General features: G+C 61.4%; 22 protein-coding genes. 5 read left to right on the forward strand and 17 right to left on the reverse strand.

Features of this window, described 5'->3' with window-relative positions:
- Nucleotides 1-11: 11 nt before the first annotated feature.
- The 13 genes from DEVEQU_RS15600 to aspS form a co-directional block, all read right to left on the reverse strand.
- Nucleotides 12-314: a putative quinol monooxygenase gene (locus DEVEQU_RS15600; RefSeq protein ID WP_126151520.1), complete on the reverse strand. Its 303-nt coding sequence runs from the start codon at nt 312-314 to the stop codon at nt 12-14.
- Between the two features lie 4 nt (nt 315-318).
- Nucleotides 319-765, reverse strand: a complete 447-nt coding sequence (locus tag DEVEQU_RS15605) for a type II toxin-antitoxin system RatA family toxin (RefSeq protein WP_126151521.1) — start codon at nt 763-765, stop codon at nt 319-321.
- Nucleotides 766-1,716: a lipoyl synthase gene (gene lipA, locus DEVEQU_RS15610; protein WP_126151522.1), complete on the reverse strand. Its 951-nt coding sequence runs from the start codon at nt 1,714-1,716 to the stop codon at nt 766-768.
- Between the two features lie 77 nt (nt 1,717-1,793).
- Nucleotides 1,794-2,834: a Gfo/Idh/MocA family oxidoreductase gene (locus DEVEQU_RS15615; protein ID WP_126151523.1), complete on the reverse strand. Its 1,041-nt coding sequence runs from the start codon at nt 2,832-2,834 to the stop codon at nt 1,794-1,796.
- Between the two features lie 86 nt (nt 2,835-2,920).
- Nucleotides 2,921-4,360 (reverse strand): dihydrolipoyl dehydrogenase, encoded by a 1,440-nt coding sequence (gene lpdA / locus DEVEQU_RS15620; protein ID WP_126151524.1) that lies wholly within the window; start codon nt 4,358-4,360, stop codon nt 2,921-2,923.
- Nucleotides 4,361-4,383: 23 nt separating this feature from the next.
- Nucleotides 4,384-5,034: an SGNH/GDSL hydrolase family protein gene (locus DEVEQU_RS15625; protein WP_206437867.1), complete on the reverse strand. Its 651-nt coding sequence runs from the start codon at nt 5,032-5,034 to the stop codon at nt 4,384-4,386.
- Between the two features lie 11 nt (nt 5,035-5,045).
- Nucleotides 5,046-6,443 carry a pyruvate dehydrogenase complex dihydrolipoamide acetyltransferase gene (locus DEVEQU_RS15630; protein ID WP_126151526.1) on the reverse strand — a complete coding sequence of 466 codons (1,398 nt, stop codon included), beginning with the start codon at nt 6,441-6,443 and terminating at the stop codon, nt 5,046-5,048.
- A gap of 11 nt (nt 6,444-6,454) precedes the next feature.
- The gene (locus tag DEVEQU_RS15635) at nt 6,455-7,840 is read right to left on the reverse strand and encodes a pyruvate dehydrogenase complex E1 component subunit beta (RefSeq protein WP_126151527.1); all 1,386 of its coding nucleotides are present in this window, start codon (nt 7,838-7,840) and stop codon (nt 6,455-6,457) included.
- Nucleotides 7,841-7,935: 95 nt separating this feature from the next.
- A complete protein-coding gene (gene pdhA, locus DEVEQU_RS15640) occupies nt 7,936-8,955 on the reverse strand; it encodes a pyruvate dehydrogenase (acetyl-transferring) E1 component subunit alpha (protein WP_126151528.1) in 1,020 nt (339 codons plus the stop codon).
- Nucleotides 8,956-9,068: 113 nt separating this feature from the next.
- The gene (locus DEVEQU_RS15645; protein WP_126151529.1) at nt 9,069-9,467 is read right to left on the reverse strand and encodes an FtsB family cell division protein; all 399 of its coding nucleotides are present in this window, start codon (nt 9,465-9,467) and stop codon (nt 9,069-9,071) included.
- Nucleotides 9,468-9,576: 109 nt separating this feature from the next.
- Nucleotides 9,577-11,862 carry an NADP-dependent malic enzyme gene (locus tag DEVEQU_RS15650; RefSeq protein ID WP_126151530.1) on the reverse strand — a complete coding sequence of 762 codons (2,286 nt, stop codon included), beginning with the start codon at nt 11,860-11,862 and terminating at the stop codon, nt 9,577-9,579.
- A 115-nt stretch (nt 11,863-11,977) separates the two neighbouring features.
- Nucleotides 11,978-13,579: an EAL domain-containing protein gene (locus DEVEQU_RS15655; RefSeq protein ID WP_126151531.1), complete on the reverse strand. Its 1,602-nt coding sequence runs from the start codon at nt 13,577-13,579 to the stop codon at nt 11,978-11,980.
- Between the two features lie 131 nt (nt 13,580-13,710).
- Nucleotides 13,711-15,501, reverse strand: a complete 1,791-nt coding sequence (gene aspS / locus DEVEQU_RS15660) for an aspartate--tRNA ligase (protein ID WP_126151532.1) — start codon at nt 15,499-15,501, stop codon at nt 13,711-13,713.
- A 196-nt stretch (nt 15,502-15,697) separates the two neighbouring features.
- Here aspS and rnd point away from each other — a divergent pair, with 196 nt between their 5' ends.
- Entirely contained in the window at nt 15,698-16,867 is a 1,170-nt protein-coding gene (gene rnd / locus DEVEQU_RS15665) for a ribonuclease D (protein ID WP_126151533.1), read from the forward strand.
- Between the two features lie 6 nt (nt 16,868-16,873).
- On the opposite strand, the gene DEVEQU_RS15670 is transcribed toward rnd, so the two are convergent.
- From DEVEQU_RS15670 to DEVEQU_RS15685, 4 genes are read right to left on the reverse strand one after another with little or no spacing between them, the layout of a single operon-like run.
- A complete protein-coding gene (locus DEVEQU_RS15670; RefSeq protein ID WP_164550441.1) occupies nt 16,874-18,409 on the reverse strand; it encodes a Ppx/GppA phosphatase family protein in 1,536 nt (511 codons plus the stop codon).
- Nucleotides 18,410-18,411: 2 nt separating this feature from the next.
- Nucleotides 18,412-20,577 (reverse strand): RNA degradosome polyphosphate kinase, encoded by a 2,166-nt coding sequence (locus tag DEVEQU_RS15675; RefSeq protein WP_126151535.1) that lies wholly within the window; start codon nt 20,575-20,577, stop codon nt 18,412-18,414.
- Complete coding sequence (locus tag DEVEQU_RS15680) at nt 20,577-21,299, reverse strand: P-loop NTPase family protein (protein WP_126151536.1); 723 nt, start codon at nt 21,297-21,299, stop codon at nt 20,577-20,579. The genes DEVEQU_RS15675 and DEVEQU_RS15680 overlap by 1 nt, the downstream gene beginning before the upstream one ends.
- Complete coding sequence (locus tag DEVEQU_RS15685) at nt 21,283-22,377, reverse strand: AI-2E family transporter (protein WP_126151537.1); 1,095 nt, start codon at nt 22,375-22,377, stop codon at nt 21,283-21,285. Before DEVEQU_RS15685 ends, DEVEQU_RS15680 begins: the two co-directional genes overlap by 17 nt.
- Nucleotides 22,378-22,511: 134 nt before the next feature.
- On the opposite strand from DEVEQU_RS15685, the gene purM reads away from it, so the two are divergent.
- The 4 genes from purM (at nt 22,512) to DEVEQU_RS15705 (ending at nt 25,487) form a co-directional block, all read left to right on the forward strand.
- Nucleotides 22,512-23,588, forward strand: a complete 1,077-nt coding sequence (gene purM, locus DEVEQU_RS15690) for a phosphoribosylformylglycinamidine cyclo-ligase (protein WP_126151701.1) — start codon at nt 22,512-22,514, stop codon at nt 23,586-23,588.
- 44 nt (nt 23,589-23,632) lie between these two features.
- Entirely contained in the window at nt 23,633-24,169 is a 537-nt protein-coding gene (purN, locus tag DEVEQU_RS15695) for a phosphoribosylglycinamide formyltransferase (RefSeq protein ID WP_230405486.1), read from the forward strand.
- A gap of 142 nt (nt 24,170-24,311) precedes the next feature.
- Entirely contained in the window at nt 24,312-25,205 is an 894-nt protein-coding gene (locus tag DEVEQU_RS15700; RefSeq protein WP_126151539.1) for a DMT family transporter, read from the forward strand.
- Nucleotides 25,206-25,298: 93 nt separating this feature from the next.
- Nucleotides 25,299-25,487 (forward strand): hypothetical protein, encoded by a 189-nt coding sequence (locus DEVEQU_RS15705; RefSeq protein WP_126151540.1) that lies wholly within the window; start codon nt 25,299-25,301, stop codon nt 25,485-25,487.
- Nucleotides 25,488-25,518: the final 31 nt, after the last annotated feature.

Raw genomic sequence — 25,518 nt, forward strand, 5'->3', positions numbered from 1 at the left:
CGATCTTCAGCCTATGCCTTGCCCGGTCCGTCCACAATGATGCTGACCTCATAGTCGCGTCGAATGCCTGCGGTCTTGTGCGCCCAGGCTGAGGCTTTGGTCCGCATCTGATGGGCATCGAAGGCTGCCTGGTCGACGAACAGCTCTTCGACCCGCCAGACCATGGGGTCGTGGGTCTTTGTCACCTCGAATGAGAGACAACCGGATTCGGCGCGGGTGAGGCGAACGTGTTCCGGCAGATAGCGGTGGACGGCATCCACCTCCGCCTGCGAGGCGCAGACAAGGCGACCGGTCAGGCGGAGCTTGGCCGTCACAGGATCAAACTCCGAAGCGACGATCGGCCTCGTCGCAGAAAGCGCGCATGATTTCTTCCTGCTTGGCGGCGAAGGCGGGCTCCGCTACCGCTGAGATCAGCGGATTGGAAATCTTGAAGTCGATCTCAAAGCGGACCCTCGTGCCCTGCCCTTCGGGCTCAAAACTCCAAATGCTGTCGAGGTAGGAAAAGGGCCCATCGACGGCCTTGGCGCGAACGGTCATCCGCTCCGCATCCAGGGTTACCCGGCTGGTATAGGCCTGAGTAATCGGACCAAAGGCGATGGTCATGCGGGCCAGCAGCACATTGCCGCCGGCGGGCGCGGCAGGGTCGGATCGAACCTGCATGGCCTGGCAGTTGGGAATGAAGCGCGGATAGTTGGAGAGGTCCGAGACGACATCGAACATGCGCTGCGGCAGATGCGGCACATGCCGTTCATAGAAACGCTTCATTCAGTGGCCGAGCCTTGCCAGCCGGTTGGCCCTAAGGCGGGCGAAGTCTTCGCCGGCATGATGGGACGACCGCGTCAACGGGCTCGACGACACCAGCAGGAACCCCTTGGCCGTTGCCACGGTGGCAAAAGACTTGAACTCCTCCGGCGTGACGAAACGCTGGAGCGGGTAGTGCTTCTTGGTCGGCTGCAGGTATTGCCCGATAGTGAGAAAATCGACATCGGCGGAGCGCAGGTCGTCCATGAGCTGGAGCACTTCGTTCCGCTCTTCACCGAGCCCGACCATGATGCCGGACTTTGTGAAGATGGTAGGATCGAGTTCCTTGACCCGCTGCAGCAGCCGGATCGAATGGAAATAGCGGGCGCCAGGACGCACCTTCAGGTACTTGGAGGGCACGGTTTCCAGATTGTGGTTGAACACATCCGGCTTGGCCGCCACCACGATTTCGAGAGCGCCGTCCTTACGGAGGAAATCGGGCGTCAGGATTTCGATGGTAGTCCTGGGGTTGCGAGCACGGATCGCCAGAATGACGTCGGCGAAGTGCTGGGCACCGCCATCAGCCAGATCGTCGCGATCCACCGACGTGATGACGACATGCTCGAGACCGAGCTTGGCCACAGCATTGGCCACATTTTCGGGCTCGTTGGGATCGAGGGCAGTCGGCAAGCCGGTGCGCACATTGCAGAAGGCGCAGGCGCGGGTACAGATCTCGCCCATGATCATCATGGTGGCGTGCTTCTTGGACCAGCACTCGCCGATATTGGGGCAGCCGGCTTCCTCGCAGACGGTGACGAGATTGTTCTCGCGCACAATCTGCTGGGTTTCCTTGTAGACCGGGGAGCCCGGCGCCTTGACGCGAATCCAGTCGGGCTTGCGCAGCACGATGCTTTCGGGCCGGTTGGCTTTTTCCGGGTGACGCGGGCGGGCCGCATTATCGATAAGCGTGACCATATCAGTCCTGTCTGGGGCTAGCCCCTATATCGCTCCCAAAGGCGGCCGGTTCAACCCGTGCCTGGTCTTGTATGCGTTCAGTGCATGACGTCGGCAATATCCACCCAGTCGCCACCGTGGCTCGCAGAAAGGATGGTTGCGCGGACCAGCGCCAGTGAGCCGAGATTGTCTTCACCCGAGCTGAAGCCGGGCGGAATGATGCCGGTTTCGAGCGCCGTGGCCATGGCGTTGAGCGTGCCGGTCCGGTCCGGAAAAGCGACGGGATCGAGCTTGAGCGGTTCCGGCTTGCCATCGAGCGCAAGCAGGCTGACCTGGTCGGGGCCGGTACGGTCGCGGAAGTGATCGCGTGAGCTCCAGGCGATCTGCCCTTCGGCGCCATCCATGGCCCATTCGCCGGCCCAAGGCGTCACCGGCCCGGAATTCATCCAGCTGGCGCGGTAGGAAACGATCGTGCCCCTGGCAAATTCGATCGTTGCGACACCACTCGGATCATAGCGGAAGGGGCTCCCGGGCGGATTCCAGGTACGGCAGGATAGCCGTACCGGCTCGTCGCCGAGCACAAAGCGCATGAGGTCGAAATGGTGGATGGACATGTCGGCCAGCAGCGGATCGGGCATGTCCCAATAACGATAGCCCTGGCTGGGGCCGTGGCGGCGGAAGTCTATCGAGACCATGTTGAGCGCACCGAACTTGCCTTCGGCGATCAGCCGGGCCGCGGCGATAGGCGCCGGCTGGTGACGGTAGTTCTGGCTGACCATGAGCACCCTACCCTGTGCCTTGGCAAGGGCAACCAGTTCCTTGCCCTGGGCAATGGTGCTGGTGAAAGGCTTTTCGACCAACACATTATAGCCGAGCTCAAGGCAGCGCTTGACCACGGGATAGTGGGCTTCAGTGCGCAAGGTGCAGATAGCCAGAGTGGCATCGGTGTGATGAGCTGCGTCTTCGAGGCTGGTGAAGCAGAGTTTCGGGTCAATGCCCAATTCGTTCTGCACGCGGGCGGTCGCCTCGGGATTGGTATCCACGTAACCCACCATCTCGACAGTGGGAACTTTGGGGATAACGTCTCGGGTCCAGCTGAAACCCCAATGTCCCAGACCGATCTGGATTGCCTTGACCATGTGGAAAACTCCTTTGGTTGTACGTTCCTGAGCGCGGGCGAAAGGGAATGGCCCGGGCTTTCACCCGGACCAACGATTGAGATCGGCTAGATGTTCAGGGCGCGACCATATGCATCAAGCACGCTTTCCTTCATGGACTCGGAAAGCGTGGGATGCGGGAAGATGGTGTGGATCAGCTCTTCCTCGGTGGTTTCGAGGTTCATGGCGACCACAAAACCCTGGATCAGCTCGGTGACTTCGGCGCCGACCATGTGGGCGCCGAGCAGTTCGCCGGTCTTGGCGTCAAAAATGGTCTTCACCAGACCGTCGGGCTCGCCCAGCGCAATCGCCTTGCCATTGCCGACAAAGGGGAAGCGGCCGACCTTGATCTCGCGACCGGCTTCCTTGGCCCTGGCTTCGGTGAGGCCGACGCTGGCAACCTGGGGCTCGCAATAGGTGCAGCCGGGCACCTTGGTCTTGTCGAGGCCATGGACCTTGAGGCCGGCGATCTTTTCGACGGTGATGACGGCTTCATGCTCGGCCTTGTGCGCCAGCATCGGCGGGCCGGCGACGTCGCCGATGGCCCAGATGCCATCGATATTGGTCTTGCCGTAGTTATCGATGACGATGGCGCCGCGCTCGGTCTTGACGCCGACGGTTTCGAGGCCGAGGCCTTCGATATTGCACATGACGCCGACCGCCGAGATCAGCTTGTCGCCAGCGATCTGCTGGGTCTTGCCGTCCTTGGTTTCAACATGGGCAACAATGCCGTTACCGGTCTTTTCGACCTTGGCGACCTTGGCTTCGGTGAGGAACTTGATGCCGCGCTTTTCCAAACGCTTGCGGGCAAGGCCGGAAATCTCGGCGTCTTCGACCGGCAGGATTTGCGGCAAGAGTTCGATTACCGTCACCTCTGCGCCCAGCGAGCGATAGAAGGACGCGAATTCGATGCCGATGGCGCCCGAGCCCATGACGACCAGCGACTTGGGCATTTCGGCAGGCTTGAGTGCCTCGAAATAGGTCCAGATCTTGTCGCCATCAGGCTCGATCCCCGGCAGCACACGAGGACGGGCACCGGTGGCGATGATGATGTTCTTGGCCTTGTAAGTGCCCTCGCCCAGAGCGTTCTTGGGAATGGGGCCCTGCGGCTCGACGATCTTCTTTTTGGTGGGCGCGACCTTGATCTCACCCGGCTTGGTGATGGTCGCTTCGCCCCAGATGATGTCGATCTTGTTCTTCTTCATGAGGAACTGGACGCCATTGTTCATCTGCGCGGCAATGGCGCGGGAGCGCTTGACGATGCCTTCGAGGTCGAAGCCGAACTTTTCGGCGGTTAGGCCGTAGTCCTTGGCATGGCCCATATGGCCGTAGATTTCGGCCGAACGCAGCAGCGCCTTGGTGGGGATGCAACCCCAGTTCGAGCAGATACCGGCCATGTGTTCGCGCTCGACAATGGCCACCTTCATGCCCAGCTGCGCGCCGCGGATGGCTGCAACGTAACCGCCGGGACCGGCGCCGATGACGAGAAGATCGTATTGGTCAGCCATAAGGGCCTCCAGATTGGTTTGGGTCAGAGACCCAGAATTTTGCTGACAAGCGGCGCAAGACCGTCGCCGATAGCGCGGGTATTGGTCGCGTCGAGATGGACGCCGTCGAGCGGCGAAGCCACGGAAACGGTGGACGCGTCGAAAAAGCCGGTGCCCAGTTCCTCGGCGCGACGGGCATAGTGTCCGGCAAATTCGCGCGACTGGGCGATACCGTGAGCAGCGCCGCCAAAGTGGCCCATCATGTCGGCGTTTTTGCCATCGCATAGCAGCGGCGGCGACACGATGATGATCTGCGGCGGGGTCTCACCCTTGCCTGCGGAAACACCGCGAACAAGATGCACGAGGCGCCGGATGCCAAAAGAGGCCTCAAGCGCAGAGCCGCATACCGACGGCTTGAGATCGTTGGTACCCAGCATGATGATCACCATGTCGAGCGGGCTATGGCTTTCGAGCAGCGTCGGCAGAATGCGGGCGCCGTTGCGGTCGGCAGCAGCGTGCCAGTCGTCAGCCGCTGTGGTACGCCCACCCAAACCTTCGGCAATCACGCGCGCCTTGCCGCCGAGCGCCTTTTCGAGCGCGGTCGGCCAGCGATCCTCATAGGCATGGCGAGGGCCGCCCTGCCTGGGATTGGCGCCATAGGTCAGGCTATCGCCATAGGCGAGGATGGTTTTCATCACCCTGCCCCCTAAGCCAGCATCATCACCGGGTTTTCAATGAGCCCTTTGAACACGCCGAGCACTTCGGCGCCCAGGGCGCCGTCGACGGCACGGTGGTCGCAGGAGAGCGTGGCGGTCATGAATTGGCCGATCTTGATCTGGCCATTTTCAGGATAGACGCGTTCTTCACCGGCGCCCACAGCCAGGATCGTGCCATGCGGCGGATTGATCACGGCGGCGAAGTGCTTGATGCCGAACATGCCCAGGTTGGAAACCGACGACGAGCCGCCCTGATACTCATGCGGAGCGAGCTTCTTGGACTTGGCGCGGGTTGCCAGGTCCTTCACCTCTTCGGAAATTTCACGCAGGGTCTTGGTGTCGCAGGATTTGACGACCGGTGTGAAGAGACCGCCGGGCACCGAGACAGCAACCGCCACGTCAGAACGCTTGTGATAGAGGATTGAGTCGCCGGCCCAGGTTGCGTTTGCAGTGGGGACGCGCTGCAGGGCGATGGCCCAGGCCTTCATGATGAAGTCGTTGACCGAGAGCTTGAAGGCCGGCTTGCCGTCTTTACCCTTGGGCGCAGAAGCATTGATCTGCTCACGAGCGGCCATCAGCGCATCAATCTTGCAATCGAGTGTCAGATAGAAGTGCGGAACGGTCTGCTTGCTCTCGGTGAGGCGGGCGGCCACGACCTTGCGCATGCCGTCATTGGGGACGACCTCGTAGGTGCCTTCCTCATAGAGCGCCATGACCTGGTTCTTGCTCATGCCGGTCGCCGGAGCGGTACTTGCCGTCGGGGCAGATGCGGACGGAGCTGCCTTGAGCGGGGCCTTGCCTGACTTGGCGGCCTCGACGTCCGACTTGATTACCCGGCCCTTCGGCCCAGTGCCGGAAATAGCCGCCAGGTCGATACCGGCTTCCTTGGCAAGACGCTTGGCAAGCGGCGAGGCAAAAACGCGGCCGCCCTCAGATTTGGCGGGTGCGGATTTTGCCGGAGCGCTCGATCCGGTATTGCTGTTCGCAACAGGCGCGGACTTGGCTGGTGCCGGGTCGGCCTTGGCGGTCGGCGCGGTCTGGGTGGCAGCATCGGCGCGCTCTACGGTGCCGGCGTCCGCCTTGGCGTCGCTCTTTGGCGCCTCGGCTTTCGGGGCCGGAGCCGAGCCAATAGCGCTTGCCTCTTCACCGTCCTGCAGCAGCACGGCAATGACCGCATTGACCTTCACGTTGTCGGTGCCTTCGGCAACGAGGATCTTGCCGATCTTGCCCTCGTCTACGGCCTCGACTTCCATCGTGGCCTTGTCGGTTTCGATTTCGGCGATCACGTCACCGGAGGAGACGCTGTCGCCCTCCTTGACGTGCCACTTGGCGAGCTTGCCCTCTTCCATCGTCGGAGAGAGCGCCGGCATGGTGATATCGATTGGCATCCCGGGTCTCCTTACGAGCGGTAGGTCACGGCATTGACGGCCGCGATCACTTCATCGACGTTCGGCAGCGCCAGCTTTTCGAGGTTGGCGGCATAGGGCATGGGGACATCCTTGCCGGTGACGCGGATAACAGGCGCATCGAGGTAGTCAAAGGCCTGCTCCATGACGCGCGCCGAGAGCTCGGCGCCAATGCCGCCCTGCGGCCAGCCTTCCTCGACGGTGACGAGACGGCCTGTCTTCTTGACCGACTCGATGACGGTGTCGCTATCGAGCGGGCGCAGGGTGCGCAGATCGATCAGCTCGACATCGACGCCGGCAGCAACCAGCTTTTCGGTAGCCTGGGTGGCGTAGCGCATGCCCATTGAGAAGGAGACGATGGTGACATCGGCACCCTTGCGGGCGATGCGCGCCTTGCCGATCGGCAGCACGAAATCGTCCACCTTGGGTACGAGGCCGGTGGAGCCGTAGAGGATTTCGTTCTCGAGGAACACCACCGGATTGGGCGACCGGATCGCCGCCTTGAGGAGCCCCTTGGCGTCGGCGGCGCTATAGGGCGCGACAACGGTGAGACCGGGGACGTGACTATACCAGGCCGAATAGTCCTGGCTGTGCTGCGCACCCACGCGGGCGGCAGGTCCGTTCGGGCCACGGAACACCATCGGCGCCTGCACCTGGCCACCAGACATATAGAGCTGCTTGGCGGCGGAATTGATGATCTGGTCGATTGCCTGCATGGCAAAGTTCCAGGTCATGAACTCTACAATTGGCTTGAGGCCAGCAAAGGCAGCACCGACGGCGAGGCCGGCAAAGCCATGCTCGGTGATTGGCGTGTCGATGACGCGCTCGGGGCCGAATTCCTGCAGCAGGCCCTGGGTGATCTTATAGGCGCCCTGATATTCGGCGACCTCTTCACCGATGATGAAGACGTCCTTGTCGCGGCGCAGCTCTTCAGCCATGGCCTCGTTGAGGGCCTGGCGGACCGTCATTTCGACCATCTCGACGCCCTCGGGCAGGTCGGGATCGTTCTGAGGCTCGAATTTGGGAGCGGCGGCGACGGGTGCTGCAGCAGCAGGCGCAGGAGCCTCGGCCTCGACCATGCTCGGCGCCGGCGCTTCGGCCGCAGCCGGGGCAGCGGCAGGCGCCTCACCGGCACTTTCGCCTTCGGCCAGAATAAGCGCGATAGGCGCATTCACCTTCACGCCCTCAGTGCCTTCGGCAACCAGGATTTCTGCGACCGTGCCTTCATCGACCGACTCGACTTCCATTGTCGCCTTGTCGGTTTCTATCTCGGCGAGAACGTCACCGGACTTGACCACGTCGCCGACCTTGACCAGCCACTTGGCCAGCTTGCCTTCTTCCATGGTGGGAGACAAAGCGGGCATGAGGATTTGGGGCATATCTGCTCTCCAGCAATTCGACGCCGGGCTCTGCGGCCACACGGCGAAACTCAACAAAAGCGGCGTGAGACCCGACCCCTTGGGGCCGGCCTCGATCAGGCCTCGATAATGATGTCGGTCCAGAGCTCGGATGCATCCGGCTCGGGATCATTGGTGGCAAAATCGGCCGCTTCGGTGACGATGGCGCGAATGTCGGTTTCGATGGCCTTGAGATCGTCCTCGGTGACGACACCAGCTTCGAGGAGCCGCGCCCGGACCTGCTCGATCGGGTCACGTTCCTGGCGGTACTTGGTGACCTCTTCCTTGCTGCGATACTTCGCCGGGTCGGACATGGAATGGCCGCGATAGCGATAGGTCAGCATTTCGAGAATATAGGGACCCTTGCCGGAGCGAGCATGCTCGATGGCGCGCTGGGCAGCGTCATAGACCATGCGCACATCCATGCCATCGACCTGCTCGCCGGGAATGTCAAACGACGCGCCGCGCTTGGAGAAGTCGGTGGTGGCGGCAGCACGCTCGATCGACGTGCCCATGGCGTATTTGTTGTTCTCGATGATGTAGACGACCGGCAGGTTCCAGAGCTTGGCCATGTTGAAGCTCTCATAGACCTGGCCCTGATTGGCGGCGCCGTCACCGAAATAGGTGATGGAGACCGAGCCATCCCCCTTGTACTTGCTGGCGAAGGCCAGGCCGGTACCGAGCGAGGCCTGGGCACCAACAATGCCGTTACCGCCATAGAAGCGGTGCTCGTTGGAGAACATGTGCATCGAGCCGCCCTTGCCTTTGGACAGGCCGCCTTGACGACCGGTGAGCTCGGCCATGACGCCCTTGGGATCAAGACCCATGACCAGCATGTGGCCGTGATCGCGATAGCCGGTTATCTGAGCGTCGCTGCCCTTCTCGGAGGCCATGGTGATGCCGGTGACCACTGCTTCCTGGCCGATATAGAGGTGGCAGAAGCCGCCGATCAGGCCCATGCCATAAAGCTGGCCGGCCTTTTCCTCGAAACGGCGAATGAGCAACATTTCCCGGAACGCTTCCAGATCCTGCTCTTGGGTGAACTGGGGGACATTGGACTGCGTCGTAGCCTTGGGGGCCGTTGCCTTGCGCGCCATGCTTCGCTCCGGGTCGAATTGGGAATTTACCGCGTGGCCATCAGGCCATGGCGCGCACTATACTGCAAGCGACCGCGCAATAACATTGCCGACCACAGGGTGCAGATATTAATCTAAAGCGTTGAATCCGCTTCGATAATCGAGATTAACTCGTTATCGATTAATTCTACGAATTTACCGGAAATTGGTTTACCTGTTCCTGGCTCGACCATGACGAGAATGTCGTCGGCATTGGCCATGTTGAGCAGGGCCCGGGCGCGCTCGACCACGAGGTCAGGATCGAGGTGGCGCGGATTCATCAGCGAAACCCGGTGCTCGAACGCGTCGATCTCTGCCTGCAGAGCCGAGGAGCGATCCTTAAGCACGCGAATATCGGCCAGGATCTGCTCGCGACTCTCAATACCGAATTGGCCCGAAATGGCCGAGTAGCCCAGATAGCCCTGAAAGGCCAAAAGGGCCACGGTCAGGCCAAGAGGGCGCCAGAACGGTGGGCGTTTGAGACGGGTGGGCATGGGCAGTCCAAAAGGAGACGACCCAATATGGCTGACAGGGGATTAATATGGAGTTGAAGGCGGGCGCCACGGCCCGCCTTCGCGTGTATCGTGATCAGCCAGTTCCCGCTCAGGACTGGGTAGCTACGGCCTCATTGGCGGCGATCGCCGCCATATTGACGATGCCGCGGCTGGTGACCGAGGGCGCCAGAATGTGCGCCGGCGCCTTGGTGCCCATCAGGATGGGGCCGACGGCGAGCGCGTTGTTCATTTCCTTGAGCAGTGTCATGGAGAGGTTCGCCGCATCGAGATCGGGGAAAATCAGCAGGTTGGCTTCGCCCTTGAGAACGGTTTCCGGCACGTAGCGCTCGCGCAGCGCCGGGTTGAGGGCCAGATCGCCCTGCATTTCGCCTTCGACGATCAAGTCGGGGGCCACGGCCTGGAGCTTGGCATAGACCTCACGCATCTTGAAGGCGCTGTCGCCGTCACGCGAACCGAAGTTGGAATAGCTCAGCAAGGCGGCGCGCGCCTCGATGTTGAACAGCTTGAGATGGTCGCGCGCCTGCAGGGCGATAGAAACCAGCTCGTCGGCACTGGGGTTCTGGTTGACATAGGTGTCGGTGAGGAAGAAGGCGCCGCGCGGCAGGATCAGCATGGAAAGCGCCGAAACGTCCTTGATGCCATCCTGCAGGCCGATAATTGAACGTACATCGCGAACGTGCTTGATGTAGCGCCCCTGCAGGCCGCAGATCATGCCATCGGCTTCACCACGCTTTACCGCCAGGGCGGCGATCACGGTGGTATTGGTGCGCACGATGGTGCGGGCGGTGTCGGGGGTCACGCCATTGCGGCCCACCAGCGCGTGGAAGAGGCTGACATAGTCGCGATAGCGCGGATCGTCTTCGGGGTTGATCACCTCGAAGTCGACGCCCGGCTTGATGCTGAGGCCGAAGCGCTCGATGCGCGCCTCGATGACGGCCGGACGGCCGATGAGGATCGGACGGGCAATGCGCTCTTCCAGCAGCACCTGAGCAGCGCGCAGCACGCGTTCGTCTTCGCCATCGGCAAAGGCGATGCGCTTGCCCTGCCCCTGAGCCCGGTCGATCATCGGCTTCATGACCAGGCCGGAACGGAACACGAAGCGGTTGAGGCTGTCGTAATAGGCCTCCCAATTCTCGATCGGCCTCTTGGCGACGCCACTTTCCATGGCAGCACGGGCCACGGCGGGGGCGATGCGCAGCATCAGGCGCTGGTCGAACGGATTGGGAATGACGTGCTCGGGACCGAACACGGCGGGTGCGCCGGAAGGCGAGACTTCCAGGCCAGGCTCATGCGCCAGCTTGGCGATGGCGCGCACGGCTGCCAGCTTCATCTCTTCATTGATGGTGGTCGCGTGGACGTCGAGCGCGCCGCGGAAAATGAAGGGGAAGCAGAGGACGTTGTTGACCTGGTTGGGATAATCCGAGCGTCCGGTGCAGACGATCGCATCGGCACGGGTTTCCTTGGCCAGTTCCGGCATGATTTCCGGATTGGGGTTGGCAAGCGCCAGGATCAGCGGCTTCGGCGCCATTTTGGCCAGCATTTCTGGCTTCAGTGCGCCAGCGGCTGAAAGCCCGAGGAAAACGTCGGCACCATCGATGACCTCGGCCAAGGTCGTGGCCTCACTGGTGCGGCGGAACTGGCCGCGCCACTTGTCATTGACGTCGTTCCGCTTGTGGGTGACCAGGCCATCCTTGTCGGCAACCCAGATATTTTCGTATTTGGCGCCGAGCGCCACCAGGATGTTAAGGCAGGCAATGGCGGCGGCCCCTGCCCCCGAGGCGCAAATCTTGACCTCGTCCATCTTCTTGCCAGAGAGTTCTAACCCATTCAGCACTGCGGCGCCGACGATAATGGCGGTGCCGTGCTGATCGTCATGAAAGACAGGAATCGGCATGCGCTCGCGCAGCGCTTCTTCAATCTCAAAGCAATCCGGCGCGCGAATGTCCTCAAGGTTGATGCCGCCGAATGTGGGCCAAAGGGGCGTCACCGCATTGATGAATTTCTGCGGGTCGATTTCATCGACTTCCAGGTCGAAGACGTCGATACCGGCGAATTTCTTGAACAGAACGGCCTTGCCTTCCATCACCGGCTTACTGGCCAGCGCCCCGATATTGCCCAGGCCGAGCACGGCGGTGCCGTTCGATATCACCGCAACCAGATTCTGGCGCGAAGTGTAGCGCGCGACCGCATCCGGGTTCTCGGCAATTTCTTCGCAGGGTGCAGCAACACCGGGGGAATAGGCCAGCGCCAGATCGCGCTGGTTACCGAGGGGCTTCAGCGGCTGGATTTCGAGTTTGCCCGGCTTGGGAAACTCGTGGAAATGCAGGGCGGCCTCGCGCAGTGCTTTTCGTTGTTCAGTGATGTCGGTAGACACGCTTTCCCTCCGCTGGCTTTCTGGCCGCGTTGGTGCCACCAAACGCGCCGAATGAAAAGGGGCGAAGGCTATGCCGGTGCCCCGGAAGGCCTCTGGCAGTCAGTTGCGGCACAAATCAGGCAGCGTTGCTGACCAATTCGACCGGCGTTTCATCACCAAAGCTTGCCGAGTTGAGGGCAAGAGCCAGCTCCTTGAATGGGCCGACCTTCAATGCGGGGGCAAAGATATATCCCTGGGCGTGCAGGACGCCGTGGGCGCGCAGATAAAGCGCTTGCTCTTCGGTTTCGACGCCTTCGGCGACGATTTCGCAATCCAGATCCTTGCCCATGGCGATGAGGCCGTCGAGCACGGGCACCTGGGTCGTTCCCGGCTTGATCATATCGACGAAGATGCGGTCGATCTTGATGATGTCGACACCCAGAGTTGCCAGATAGGCCAGATTGGAATGGCCGGTTCCCACATCGTCCATGGCGAGGCGCGAGCCGAGGGCATGCAGGCCAGAAATGACGCTGGTGGTGGCAGCAGAATTGCCGAGCGGGCGGCGCTCGGTGATTTCAAACACCAATTGATGGAAGCCAATGGGCGAATTGGTGAAAATCGCCTGCACATCCTCGACAATCCCCGAGTCGCGGAAGTGGCCCTCGAACAAGTTGATGGCGATCTTCATGTCGGGCAGCGTCTTGCACAATTCGCTGAGGTCGTTCTTAACCTGCTGCATCAGCGACAGGGTCATCGGAATAGCAAGACCGGTCGCCTCGGCATAGTCGATGAAGGCGCCGGGCGGCACGGTTTGCCCATTGCGCTTTTCCCAGCGGCACAGCACTTCGCACCCGACCAGTTCGCCGGTGCGGAGGTTGATTACCGGCTGGTAGTAAGGCTTGATTTCGTTGCGGCCTATGGCGCGCTCGAGACCGAAGGCTGGCACGCGGGAGCGACGGACATAGGCCAGGCTATAAAGCAGGAACATCGAGCTGCCGATGCCGGCAAGGATCGTGAAGATAATGTCCAGATCGGCATAGTTCGCCCTGACCAAGGGAAAGGGGACGGCATATTCGACCTTGATCGGAAACTGCCCGGCATAGCCTTGGGCGCTGACATAGGCGGAGCTGCTGGTGCGCGCATCAAAGCCATCCGTGTCCCCCAACGCCACCATGGACAGACCATTGGTGAGCGAAATACGGACCATGGCGCCATCTTGCATGGTGCTGAGCAGGGCCGCCTCGGGCTGCACAAGCAGCGGAACGAAGGCCGAGATGCGCCGCATTTCACCGAAATTCTGGGTGACCTTGATCGCTGGCGTCGAGAGATCGCCCAACTGGACAATGGAGATAGTGTCCGCCAGGCCAGGCACCGGCAAGGCCTGGGTGAGCGGCGAATTGCGGACGTTACGGCCAAAGGCATCGCAATATTGTACGCCGTCGAGGTTTTCGACCAAAATCTGCCTGACATTGAGGCTGGATTCGATTGCATCCTGCGCGGCAGCGACAAAGGTCGGGGTGCATAGAGACGGCACAGCCGACACCACCTTGCGCAACACATCGGCCCCCTCGAGGGCATTAGCATCTATGGTGGCGGCGATTTCGTCGACATGACGCTGGACTACGGCGCGTTCGCGATAAAGCGCATAGCCGTCCAGGAAATAGTCCACGGCCAGGATGGGCACGAACGCAAGAATTGCGCCCACCAGCATCAGCACATGGATAATGTTGGACTTCACGCTGCGAATCCGCCTCGTCGGAATGACGAATTCAGCAATAGCAATGAAGCGTTTAACGGCGCCCTAACGGGCGGTTAACCAAGACGGCGGAGATAAGGGCGAGAGTGGCCACAGCCACCCTCGCCCAGAGATCAGCTCTGCACGTTCAGGCGAATGCTCAACTCGCGCAGTTGCTTGTTGTCGGCGGGGCTGGGAGCACCCATCAGCAGGTCTTCGGCCTGCTGGTTCATCGGGAAAGCGGTGATTTCGCGCAAATTGGCGACACCACAGAGCAGCATGACGATGCGGTCGATACCGAAGGCAGCGCCACCATGGGGCGGAGCGCCATACTGGAAGGCACGGTAAAGGCCGCCGAACTGCTCTTCGACTTCCTGGCGCGACTTGCCCGTCAACTCGAAAGCCTTGACCATGGTCTCGGGCTCCTGGTTACGGATCGAGCCGGAGGCGATCTCATAGCCATTGCAGACCGCGTCGTACTGATATGCCTTAAGCGACAGAGGATCGGCGGAGTTGAGAGCCTCAAAACCACCCTGCGGCATCGAGAAGGGATTGTGCGCGAAGTCGATGCGCTTTTCCTCTTCGCTCCATTCGTAGAATGGGAAATCTACGATCCAGCACAGTGCATACTGTTCGGTATCGATGACGCCGAGGTCGGTACCAACCTTGGTGCGGGCTTCGCCGGCGAACTTGTAGAACTTGTCCGGACGACCGGCGACGAAGAACACGGCGTCACCATCATCGAGGCCAAGCTGGGCCTTGAGAGCCGCAGTGCGCTCTTCGCCGATATTCTTCGCGATCGGACCGGAGCCGGCGCCGTCCTTGAAGAAGATATAGCCAAGACCGGGCTGGCCTTCGCCCTGAGCCCAGCCATTCATGCGATCACAGAAAGCGCGGCCGATCGGCTCGGCACCAGCCTTGTTCTTGGCCGGGATCGCCCAGACTTCGACCTTGGGATCGGCCTCGATCTGGTTGGCGAAGACCTTGAAGCCGGAACCAGCGAAGTGTTCGGTAACACCCTGGATCTCGATGGGATTGCGCAGGTCCGGCTTGTCCGAGCCGTATTTGCGGATCGCGGTGTCGTAAGGAATGCGTGGCCAGTCCTTGGTGACGCGCTTGCCATCGGCGAACTTCTCGAACACCGAGGTGATCACCGGCTGGACTGTGTTCCAGACGTCTTCCTGAGTCACAAAGCTCATTTCAAGGTCGAGCTGGTAGAATTCGCCCGGCAGGCGATCGGCACGCGGGTCTTCATCGCGGAAACAGGGTGCGACCTGGAAGTAGCGGTCAAACCCAGCCACCATCAGCAGTTGCTTATACTGCTGGGGCGCCTGGGGCAGCGCGAAGAACTTGCCGGGATGGATACGGCTGGGCACCAGGAAATCGCGCGCGCCTTCCGGCGACGAGGCCGTCAGGATCGGGGTGGAGAATTCGGTGAAGCCAGCATCGCCCATGCCGGCACGCATGGCCGAAATGATCTTGGTGCGCTTGAGGATGTTAGCGTGCAGCTTTTCGCGGCGCAGGTCGAGGAAGCGATAGCGCAGGCGCACGTCCTCAGGATACTCCTGATCGCCGAATACGGGCAGCGGCAGCTCCTTGGCCACCGAGAGCGTTTCGATCTCGCGGATGAAGATTTCGATTTCGCCGGTGGGCAGGTTCGGGTTCACGGCCGAGGCATCGCGCAGCTTGACCTCGCCATCGATGCGCACGACCCATTCGGAGCGCACCTTTTCAACGGCCGAGAAAGCCGGGGAATCGGGGTCGACGACGCACTGGGTCAGGCCGTAATTGTCGCGCAGGTCGATGAACAGAAGCCCGCCGTGGTCACGGACACGATGGACCCAGCCGGAGAGGCGCACATTATTGCCAGCATCGGTCGCCGTGAGTGCGCCACAGGTATGCGTGCGGTAACGATGTGTGCTCATGATTTCTGCTCGGAATGCTTGGGAAAAAGACCTGAATCTTGCGCGGGAAAAGCGCATGGCCGCCCCCACTTGTCAAGCGGCGGCCGAATTGCGCGGTTCCGAAGGCACTTAGCCCCCCAAACACGGAAATCGATGGTGGAGCTAAGGCCAATGACCTGCTAGGGAGAATGTTGACTATTTTAAGACGGTAGCCCGGATGGACCTGATTGTTTCCACAGACGCGCTCGCCGCTTTTTGTGAGCGCGCTGCCCAATATGACTTTGTAACGGTCGATACCGAGTTTTTGCGCGAGACTACCTATTGGCCCCGCCTCTGCCTCATTCAGGTGGCGACCAATGACGAGGCGGTGCTGATCGATCCGCTGGCGCCCGATATCAAGCTGGCGCCGTTTTTCGCCTTGCTGGCCAATCCGTCGGTTACCAAGGTTTTTCATGCCGCCAGGCAGGATATCGAAATTTTCGTCAAGCTGACGGGTTCGGTGCCGCACAACATCTTCGACACCCAGATCGCGGCCAGCGTCTGCGGTTTTGGCGACAGCGCCTCTTATGACAGCCTCGTGCGGGCGATCTGCAAGGTCGATCTCGACAAGTCCTCGCGCTTCACCGACTGGTCGGCCCGGCCGCTGAGCGAGAAGCAGCGTCTTTATGCGCTCGCTGACGTCACCTATCTGCGCGACATCTACCGCGAACTGCGCCAACAGGTGGATCGCACCCGCCGTTGGGACTGGGTCGAAGACGAACTGACCACATTGCGCAGCATCGACACCTATGTGGTGCAGCCCGAACAGGCCTGGGAACGGTTGAAGATGAAATTCAACCGCGCCCGCGAACTGGCGGCCCTCAAGGTGCTGGCCGAGTGGCGCGAGCGCAAGGCGCAGGAAACCGACCAGCCGCGCAGCCGCATTCTCAAGGATGACGTGCTGTATGAGCTTGCGATGCAGCGGCCTTTGAGCGCCGAGGCTTTCGAAAAACTACGTGCCGTGCCGCGCGGTTTCGGACGCTCAAGCGCCGCCGCCGATATCATCTCTTTGCTCAAGGATGTCGAGGCGCTGCCGAAATCAGAGCTCCCGGCGATGCCGGAACGCTATCGTGGCCCGTCGCCCAAGGGCGCGGTCGGAGACCTGGTGCGGGTATTGCTCAAGGCTGTGGCCGAGCAGCAGGGCGTGGCGGCGCGAATCATCGCGACTTCAGACGAAATCGACGCGCTGGTGCTCGACGACGACGCCGATGTGCCGGCGCTCAAGGGCTGGCGGCGCAAGCTGTTCGGGGACAAGGCCCTGGCCATCAAGCATGGCCGTATCGGGCTCGTCGCCACGCGCAAGGGCGTTATCGAAATTGCGGTGCAGCGCGAAGAACCAGCCGAGTAGAGGCCTCTATCCGACCTGAACCTTGGCGTCGGCGTGGCCGGCACAGTCGGCGAACTGGCGTAGCCGGTTCCGCAAATGGTCGCCATTGAGGAAGGCAAGATCGGTGGGCAGATGCAGCACCAGGGTGTTGCCATCGATGCCGAAACGGGTCCGAGCCAGAATGCCGGGCATAGCGGCGGTCATCGGATAGGCCACGCGGAACAGGGTGCCAAGCAGGCGCGCCCGGGCCGTGAGATGCTCACTGCCCAATCCGACAAGTGTTTGCGCCGCCTTGCTCTTGAGCCCGTCATAACGAATGGCCAGGGTCTGGGCGAGGAAGGAGCGACCGGGATGATCGACGCCGGTCAGCGATCCATAAGCGACCGAGTCAACACTCTGCGGGCCGCGATAGTCGGGGTGCGAGCGCCAGCCAATGTCGGCGAGAAGGCTGGAAACAACCCGCAGGCGCTGCTCATCCTGTGTCTCGGTTATGCCTGCTATAGCCATATATTGGCTGGTAAACTCTATCAGATCATTGGCGTGCGCCGGGGAGCGCGAGCGCAGAATGGATAATTCCTCCGCACCCTGGATCAACGGATCGACCGCTTTTTCCTGGGGGCTGAGCAGGCCGTAGAGATAGCCCTCGCGCACACCCAGTGCCGAGAATACAACACTGGCGAAACGCCCGATGCGGAGCAACTCGGCCATTGCCGCCGCACCGAATGGCACGAGGTCGCGGCGCGAACTGCTGACACTGGACGCGCCGGGATAGGATTTGAGCGAGTCGGCGGCGACGATCTCGTCGCAGAATGCGATCATATCGGCGGCATCGACCACATAGTCCTGAACCATGTGAAGCGGGTACTGCCGTTTGGCCTGGTGCAGCTTGGCAAGGGAGCGCCAGGTGCCCCCGATGGCCACAAACTGGCCCCCGGGTTCGGCCGCGCTGACCAAGGAATCGGCGAGACGCTTGCGGACGATGTTGGCGGCCTTGACCGGCGAACCATCGCCATCGTCCTGGAGGCGAATGACACCCAGCTCGTAGGACTGGCCATTGGTATCGGCACCATGAGACACCGAGGACAATTCGAGGCTGCCGCCGCCCAGGTCGCCGACAATACCTTCAAAACCGGGGATACCGGCGACGACGCCGAGAGCGGCGAAATGCGCCTCTTCCTCGCCGGTGAGCACCCTCACCCGGGTTTCCATAACGGCCTCGACCGCGGAGACGAACTGGGCGCGGTTGGCGGCGTCACGCACGGCAGAGGTGGCGAGAACGTGTATCTTGCCGACGCGCATCATGCGCGCGACGAGCGCAAAGCGCTTCATAGCCTCGAGGGCCTTTTCCATATTGGCTTCGGCCAGCCGCCCGCTCTGGGCGATGCCTCGCCCGAGCGCACAAGCGGACTTCTCATTGTAAAGCGGCGTCAGAGAGCGCGCATGACGCTCGTAGACAACCAGACGGACGGAGTTGGATCCGATGTCGAGTACCGCAACAGGGCGCGCGCCCTTGAGACGTCCCTGCGCAGTTGGATCGGCGTCAACGCCCCAGAACTGAGTCAAATTCAGGCCTCTTCTCCCTCACGAGCCCCAGCGCTGCCGCGTCCCGAGAGCGAGGGATTGGTCATGAAGTAGTTGTGGGCGTTGAAAGGCTCCTCGCCCTCGCTCAGCCGCACACGGTGGGAGCTACCATCCGGCAGCACTTCCCAACTCTGCTGATTGTCCCGGAGATAGGCAACCAGGATTTGATCCAAAATCTGCTTGTGCACCGTCTTGTTGAGGATGGGCACCATCACCTCGACGCGTCCATCAAGGTTGCGCCCCATGATATCGGCCGACGAGATATAGACCATGGCGCGTGTGGACGGCATGGCCTCACCATTGCCGAAACAATAGATGCGGCTATGTTCCAGGAAGCGGCCGACGATGGATTTCACGCGGATATTGTCGGAGAAACCGGGAATTCCAGGGCGCAGGCAGCAGATGCCGCGGACGATCAGGTCGACCCTAACTCCCGCCTGGCTGGCGTCGTAGAGCGCGTCGATAACCTGCGGATCGACCAGGGAATTCATTTTCAAAAGAATCGAGGCCGGCTGACCGGTGCGCGCAAATTCGATCTCGCGCGCGATGTTTTGCAACAGCGTTTCGCGCAAATTGACCGGCGACACCGCAATGGTCTCAAGCTCGGTTGGGCGGGCATAGCCGGTGATGAAATTGAACACGCGGGCCACGTCGCGGGTGATCGAGGGATCGATGGTGAAGTAGCTGAGGTCGGTGTAAATCTTGGCAGTAATCGGGTGATAATTGCCAGTACCGATGTGGCAGTAGCTGACCAGCTTGCCCTTTTCGCGCCGGACCACCTGGCTCAGTTTGGCGTGGGTCTTGAGCTCGATAAAGCCGAATACAACCTGCGCCCCTGCCCGTTCCAGATCGCGGGCCCATCGGATATTGGCTTCCTCATCGAAGCGCGCCTTGAGCTCCACAAGGCAAGTCACAGACTTGCCGGCCTCCGCGGCCATGATCAGCGCTTTGACGATGGGGCTGTCCGAAGAGGTGCGATAGAGCGTTTGCTTGATGGCCACGACATCGGGATCGCGCGCCGCCTGCATGAGGAACTGGGCAACCACGTCGAAGCTCTCGAACGGATGGTGCACCAGGATGTCCTTGGCGCGAATAGCGGCAAAACTGTCGCCATTGTAATCGCGGATACGCTCGGGGAAGCGCGCGTGATAGGGCTGGAACTTGAGATCTGCACGGTCGACGTCGCAAATCTTGCGCGCGTCAGCGAGGCCGAGAAAACCCTGGACCTCGAAGACTTCGGCTTCCTTGACGCCCAGCTGTTCGCCGATCTGGCGTTTCAGCGCGCGCGGCATGGACCGCTCGATTTCGAGGCGGATCACCTGGCCGCGGCGACGCTGACGCAAGGCGCTTTCGAACTCCACCACCAGGTCGGCAGCCTCGTCGTCGATTTCGATCTCGCTGTCGCGAATGATACGGAAAGCGCCTGACCCGACCACTTCGTGGCTGGGGAACATCTTGTGGAAGAAGAGTTTCACCAGCGTATCGATGGTGACGACTTCCGTGCGTCCTTCCGAGGCCAATGCGCTGGGGAGATTGATGAAGCGGTCGAGATTGCCCGGAATACGCACCAGGGCCGTCAATGGCTGGTCGCTGTTCGGTCGCTTGAGCTCGAACGCGAGCGCCAATCCGAGATTGGGAATGAACGGAAACGGATGCGCGGGATCGACCGCAATCGGCGTCAGGACCGGAAAGATTTCCTCACGGAACAGCTTTTGCAGATAGGCTACCTGCTCGGTGCTGAGGTCATTGGTCTCGTGGATAACCACATTCTGCGCGAACAGCTCCTCGCGTAGATTCTGCCAGTGATCCTGCTGCTCGAGCTGCAGGTGCTGGGCCAGGGTAGCGATCTCATCGAGTTGCTCGGCCGGCGACAGGCCATCGGCACTTTGTTTGGTCAAGCCGGCGCGAATCTGGCCCTTAAGGCCGGCGACGCGCACCATGTAGAACTCGTCGAGATTGTTGGCCGAAATCGACACAAACCGCAGCCGCTCCAAGAGCGGGTGATTTTCGTTACCGGCCTCTTCCAGAACACGCATGTTGAACTGGAGCCAGCTGACCTCGCGATTGACGAAGCGGGCCGGGCTGGTGCGCAGCGCCTCGACATCGGGAACGGCACCCTCGGCTTCGGCAATCTCGCTCATATCGTTCATCAGCTTGTCGGGTCCAAATTCTGAAGCTGCCCGGGCGTTTCGGCCTCCTGCCGGAGCGCCAGTGCCTCCGCAGCTATTATGCGGGTAATGGCCGACCCTTTGGCAAGGGCCAGCCTGTCCATCAGATCGACCAGGATTGCGGCTTCTTGCTGGCTGCGCTCCATGCGCGCGACAAGATAGCCGATAACCTTCGGATCGACCTTGATTTGTCGATCACCGAACAGTTTTACGAAAATGTGTGACAACTCAATGTCATCGCTGCTCTCCAGCCGAAAAATCGGCCCACGGCGAACCCGTGAAAGCACATCTGCGGTCTTGAATGGCCAATCCTGTGGCTCGGTCCGTGCCGTGAGCAACAAAGCGCGCTGCCCTCGCATGGCCTGGTTGAGCACATGGAACAGGTCGTGCTCATCAAAACCGGCTCGGTCGACATCTTCGATGATCAGGTTTTCGCCACCGGTGCCGCCTGCGAAACGAGCCAGCGTTTCCGGACCGGTGACGATGGCCTGACTGCGATCGGCAAAGATGCGCGCCAGGTGCGACTTTCCCGAGGCTGCGGGACCGAGAAGGACGGTGGTCGCATCGGACCAATCTGGCCATGCGGTGATGCGGCCATAGGCCAGCGCATTACCTTCGCCAACCAGGAAATCATCCTCGCCATGCGATGGCTCATGACCAAGGTCGAGCGGCAGTTGCCGGGCGCTGCTAGTCAAGGGTGACATCGCTAGTTCCCGTCCCGCGTCCCGGCCCCAGATAGAGCGAACTGGCCTTGTACTTGCGCACGCCATAGCGCACCAGCACCCCGCCAATGGCCGCCAGCGGCACCGCCAGCAACAAGCCAAGGAAGCCGAACAAGGTGCCAAAGGCCAGCAGGGCGAACATCAGCCAGACGGGATTGATGTTGATCGAAGACCCAACCAGCTTGGGATAAAGGATGTTGCCCTCGATGAACTGCCAGACCAGGAAAATGCCGGCCACGGCGGCAACCATCCACCAGTTCGGCCAGAACTGCACGATGGCGATGCCCACCGAGAGCGTAAAACCGAAGCCGAAGCCCACGAAGGGAATAAAGCTCAAAAGCCCGGCGATCAAACCGACCGCGAGGCCGAAATTGAGCCCGATCAGCGATAGCGCGGTGGCATAGTAGGCGGCGTCGATCAACAATACACCGCCCTGCCCGCGGATCACACCGGCCATGGAGCTGTCGATATCGCGGAAAATACCCAGGATTTCGGCCTTGTGGCGACGTGGCAGCAGGCCATGCAGCCCACGTACCATGCCGTCCCAATCGAGCAGCAGATAGAAGGCGACCACCGGGGTGACGATGACAAAACCGATGACGCTGATCACGGTGATACTGGAATTGACGATCTCGGTGGTGACCACGCCGACCAGACCCACCATCTGCCCCAAAAGATCGGACACGCTGCGTTCGACCTGGGCGGCGCGCTCCGGGCCAAGCCACTGGTTGAGCTCCGGCGCCCAACGGCGGGCGAGTGCCTGCAGATCGGCGGCGTAACCAGGGAGACGCTGAATAAGACCGATCACCTGCTGTATCACCAGTGGCAGCAGCATGACGAAAATGCTGACAACGATGGCGACAACACCAAGCAGCACGAGGGCGGTGCCCCAGGCGCGACCGATTTTCCAGCGTTGCAGCTGGTTTACGATTGGATTGAGCAGGTAGGCGAGCGCCGAACCGACCACGAAGGGCAGCAGGATGCCGCGGAAAACCCACAACAGCAGGATCAGCACCAGGAAGAAGCCGATCCAGACCAGCACTTGATTTCTAAGGTTCATGGTGCCGGGCGGCCCTTGCGTCTGTGTATCCAAGAAGCTATCAGGCCCTCTAACGGCCAGCACCGAAAAGTTCAACCAACCCGGGTCTTGGGCATTAGTATGTGCCCGATATCCCCAGCATTGGCACCACGCTCATGTCCGACGCCCAAAACCTGCCACCAAACGGTCTGTCTTACAAGCAGGCCGGTGTCGACATCGACGCTGGCAATGCGCTTGTCGAAGCCATCAAGCCCGCCGTCCGCTCCACTCGGCGTTCCGGCGCCGATGGCGAGATCGGCGGCTTTGGCGGATTGTTCGATCTGAAGGCCGCTGGCTTTGTCGATCCCGTGCTGGTGGCCGCCAATGATGGGGTCGGCACCAAGCTCAAGATCGCCATCGACACCGGCAAGCACGATACGATCGGGCAGGACCTGGTGGCCATGTGCGTCAACGATCTTGTGGTGCAAGGCGCCGAGCCGCTGTTCTTCCTCGACTATTTTGCCACAGGCAAGCTCGACGTCGCGCAGGGCACGGCTATCGTCGAAGGCATAGCCCATGGTTGCCGGCTGGCAGGTTGTGCGCTTATCGGCGGGGAAACCGCCGAAATGCCGGGCATGTACCACGGAAATGACTACGATCTCGCCGGTTTTGCAGTGGGCGCCGCCGAGCGCGGTGCGCTGTTGCCGCGGCCTGATATTGCCGCAGGCGATGTGCTGGTGGCCATTGCCTCCTCGGGCGTGCATTCCAACGGTTATTCGCTGGTCCGCAAGATCGTCGAGCTCTCGGGCCTCGGCTGGGATGCCACTGCACCATTTGCGACCGGCAAGACGCTGGCCGAGGCACTGCTCGAGCCCACCCGTATCTATGTGAAGCCGCTGCTGGCGGCGCTCAAGGCCGGGCTTGGGATCAAGGCGCTGGCGCATATCACCGGCGGTGGCTTCATCGACAATATTCCACGTGTGCTGCCCGAGCAGCTGGCGGCCGATATCGACCTTGGCGCTATTTCGGTGCCGGCCGTGTTCGGCTGGCTGAGCAAGGTGGGCGGAATGAGCGAGCGCGAAATGCTCCGCACTTTCAATTGTGGCGTGGGCATGCTGGTCGCCGTATCGCCGGCAGATGCCGAGAAGCTGGTGGAAAGCCTCGTCGCCAATGGCGAGACCGCTGCCATTGTCGGCCAGTTGACCGCACGCCAGGGCGAACCAGTGACCTTCCGCGGGGCCCTGTCCCTGTGAGCAGGAAGCGCGTTGCCATCCTGATCTCCGGACGCGGATCAAACATGTCGGCGCTGATTGCTGCTGCGCAAGCGCCGGACTATCCCGCTGAAATCGTGGGGGTCTTGTCGAACCGGGCGGCCGCACCGGGCCTTGCTATTGCGGCCGGCCATGGGATCGCTACGGCGTCACTAGCGCAGAGCAAGTTTCCAACCCGCGACATGTTTGAAGACACCATGACTCAGGTGCTGGAAAGCTGGGAGGTGGACTATGTCTGCCTTGCAGGCTTCATGCGCATCCTGGGCGAGGATTTTGTCGATCGCTGGCAGGGCCGGATGATCAACATCCATCCATCCCTCCTTCCCGCCTATAAGGGGCTGCACACCCACGAGCGGGCGCTCGCCGATGGCGTTAGCGAACATGGCTGCACCGTGCACTTCGTGACCCCGGGGCTCGATGAAGGCCCGTCCATCCTCCAGGCGCGGGTGCCGGTCCTCCCGGGCGATACGCCGGAAAGTCTTGCCGACCGGATCCTGGTCGAGGAGCATCGGATTTACCCCGAGGCCCTGCGGATGCTGGCCTCAGGCGAGGTTCGGGCTTAGCGTAAAAGGCCTCGATTTCGGCCGCTCACCTGCTGCCAAGCCGATAGGCCTCATCACCGCAATTGATCAGGCCCATCGTGAAAATCGGTTCGACCTTCGTTCCGGGTCGGCGTAGCGTCGCGCCTCTTCCAAGAGGTGCCGCATGAGTCTGCGTGACTGGTTTCTGATTGTTCTCCTCGGCGCTATCTGGGGCTGTTCCTTCGTCTTCAACGCCATCCTCATTCGCGAGATCGGCCCGCTCTGGGTGACGTCTTTGCGTGTCGGAATCGGCGCGATCGGCTGTTGGGTTTTCCTCATGGCGCTGCGCAAACCGGTGCCGCGCGACCCCAAACTCTGGCTGCAGCTGGGTGCCCTCGGCGTCATCGCCTATGCGATCCCCTTTGCACTCTTCCCATTAGCCCAGGCGCATCTCGCCAGCGGCATCGCGGCCATCATCAATGCGCTGACGCCGATGGTTACAGCGATCGTTTCGCACTTCTGGATTGGCGGCGAGAAGGCAACGCGGACCAAATTCACCGGCGTGTTCATCGGCTTTGTCGGGGCGGCGATCCTGGTGTCCCCGGCCCTGTCGTCAGGCGGCAGCTCGCAGATCTGGGCCATTGCGGCATGCCTGGGGGCAACGCTGTGCTACGCTCTGTCGCTCAACATTACCCGCAGCTACAAGCATGTAGAGCCTACAGCCTTTGCATCGATCGCGCTGACCGGCGCTGCGCTGGTGGCAATCCCGGTAGCATTTTTCGCCGAGGGCGTACCGGTGATGACGCGGCCGGAAACCTGGGGCGCTGCGCTGGCCATTGGCCTGCTCTCGACCGCTTTCACCTTCCAGATCATGTACCGCATCCTGCCGCGCGTCGGTCCGACCAATTTCGCCACCACCACCTTCATCGCGCCGATTTCCGCGCTGCTGATCGGCGTGACGGCGCTTGGCGAAACCGTATTGCCCATCCAGGTACTGGGCATGCTGGTGATCTTTTTCGGCCTGTTGTTCATCGATGGCCGCATTCGGCGCATGTGGCGGGTGGGGCAGCCAGGCTAGAAGCGGAACATAAGACCGGTCGCTTTCGTTGGCTAACAGACGCTGCGTGCCAGCCCTAAATGGCGGTCGCGGCCAAGCCAACAGGAGGATGCCATGACAAATCCGCGCAAACGTGAGCCGGAGGCTCCGCATCGTCGGCAAGAGCCGGTGCCGCCGATGCCCGTGGGTCTGCCCACTGGCGATGCGGAGAACCCCCATACCTCGCCGCTGCGGAACGACCAGGATACCGAACCGCTCGACCCCAACCTGCCGCCAGAGCCGGGCCACGACATCAATCCATGACATGAAAAAGGCGGCCCTAGGGCCGCCTGTT

Origin of the sequence: Devosia equisanguinis, from assembly GCF_900631955.1 — a bacterium.
In the GTDB taxonomy this organism is placed as follows: Bacteria; Pseudomonadota; Alphaproteobacteria; order Rhizobiales; family Devosiaceae; genus Devosia; species Devosia equisanguinis.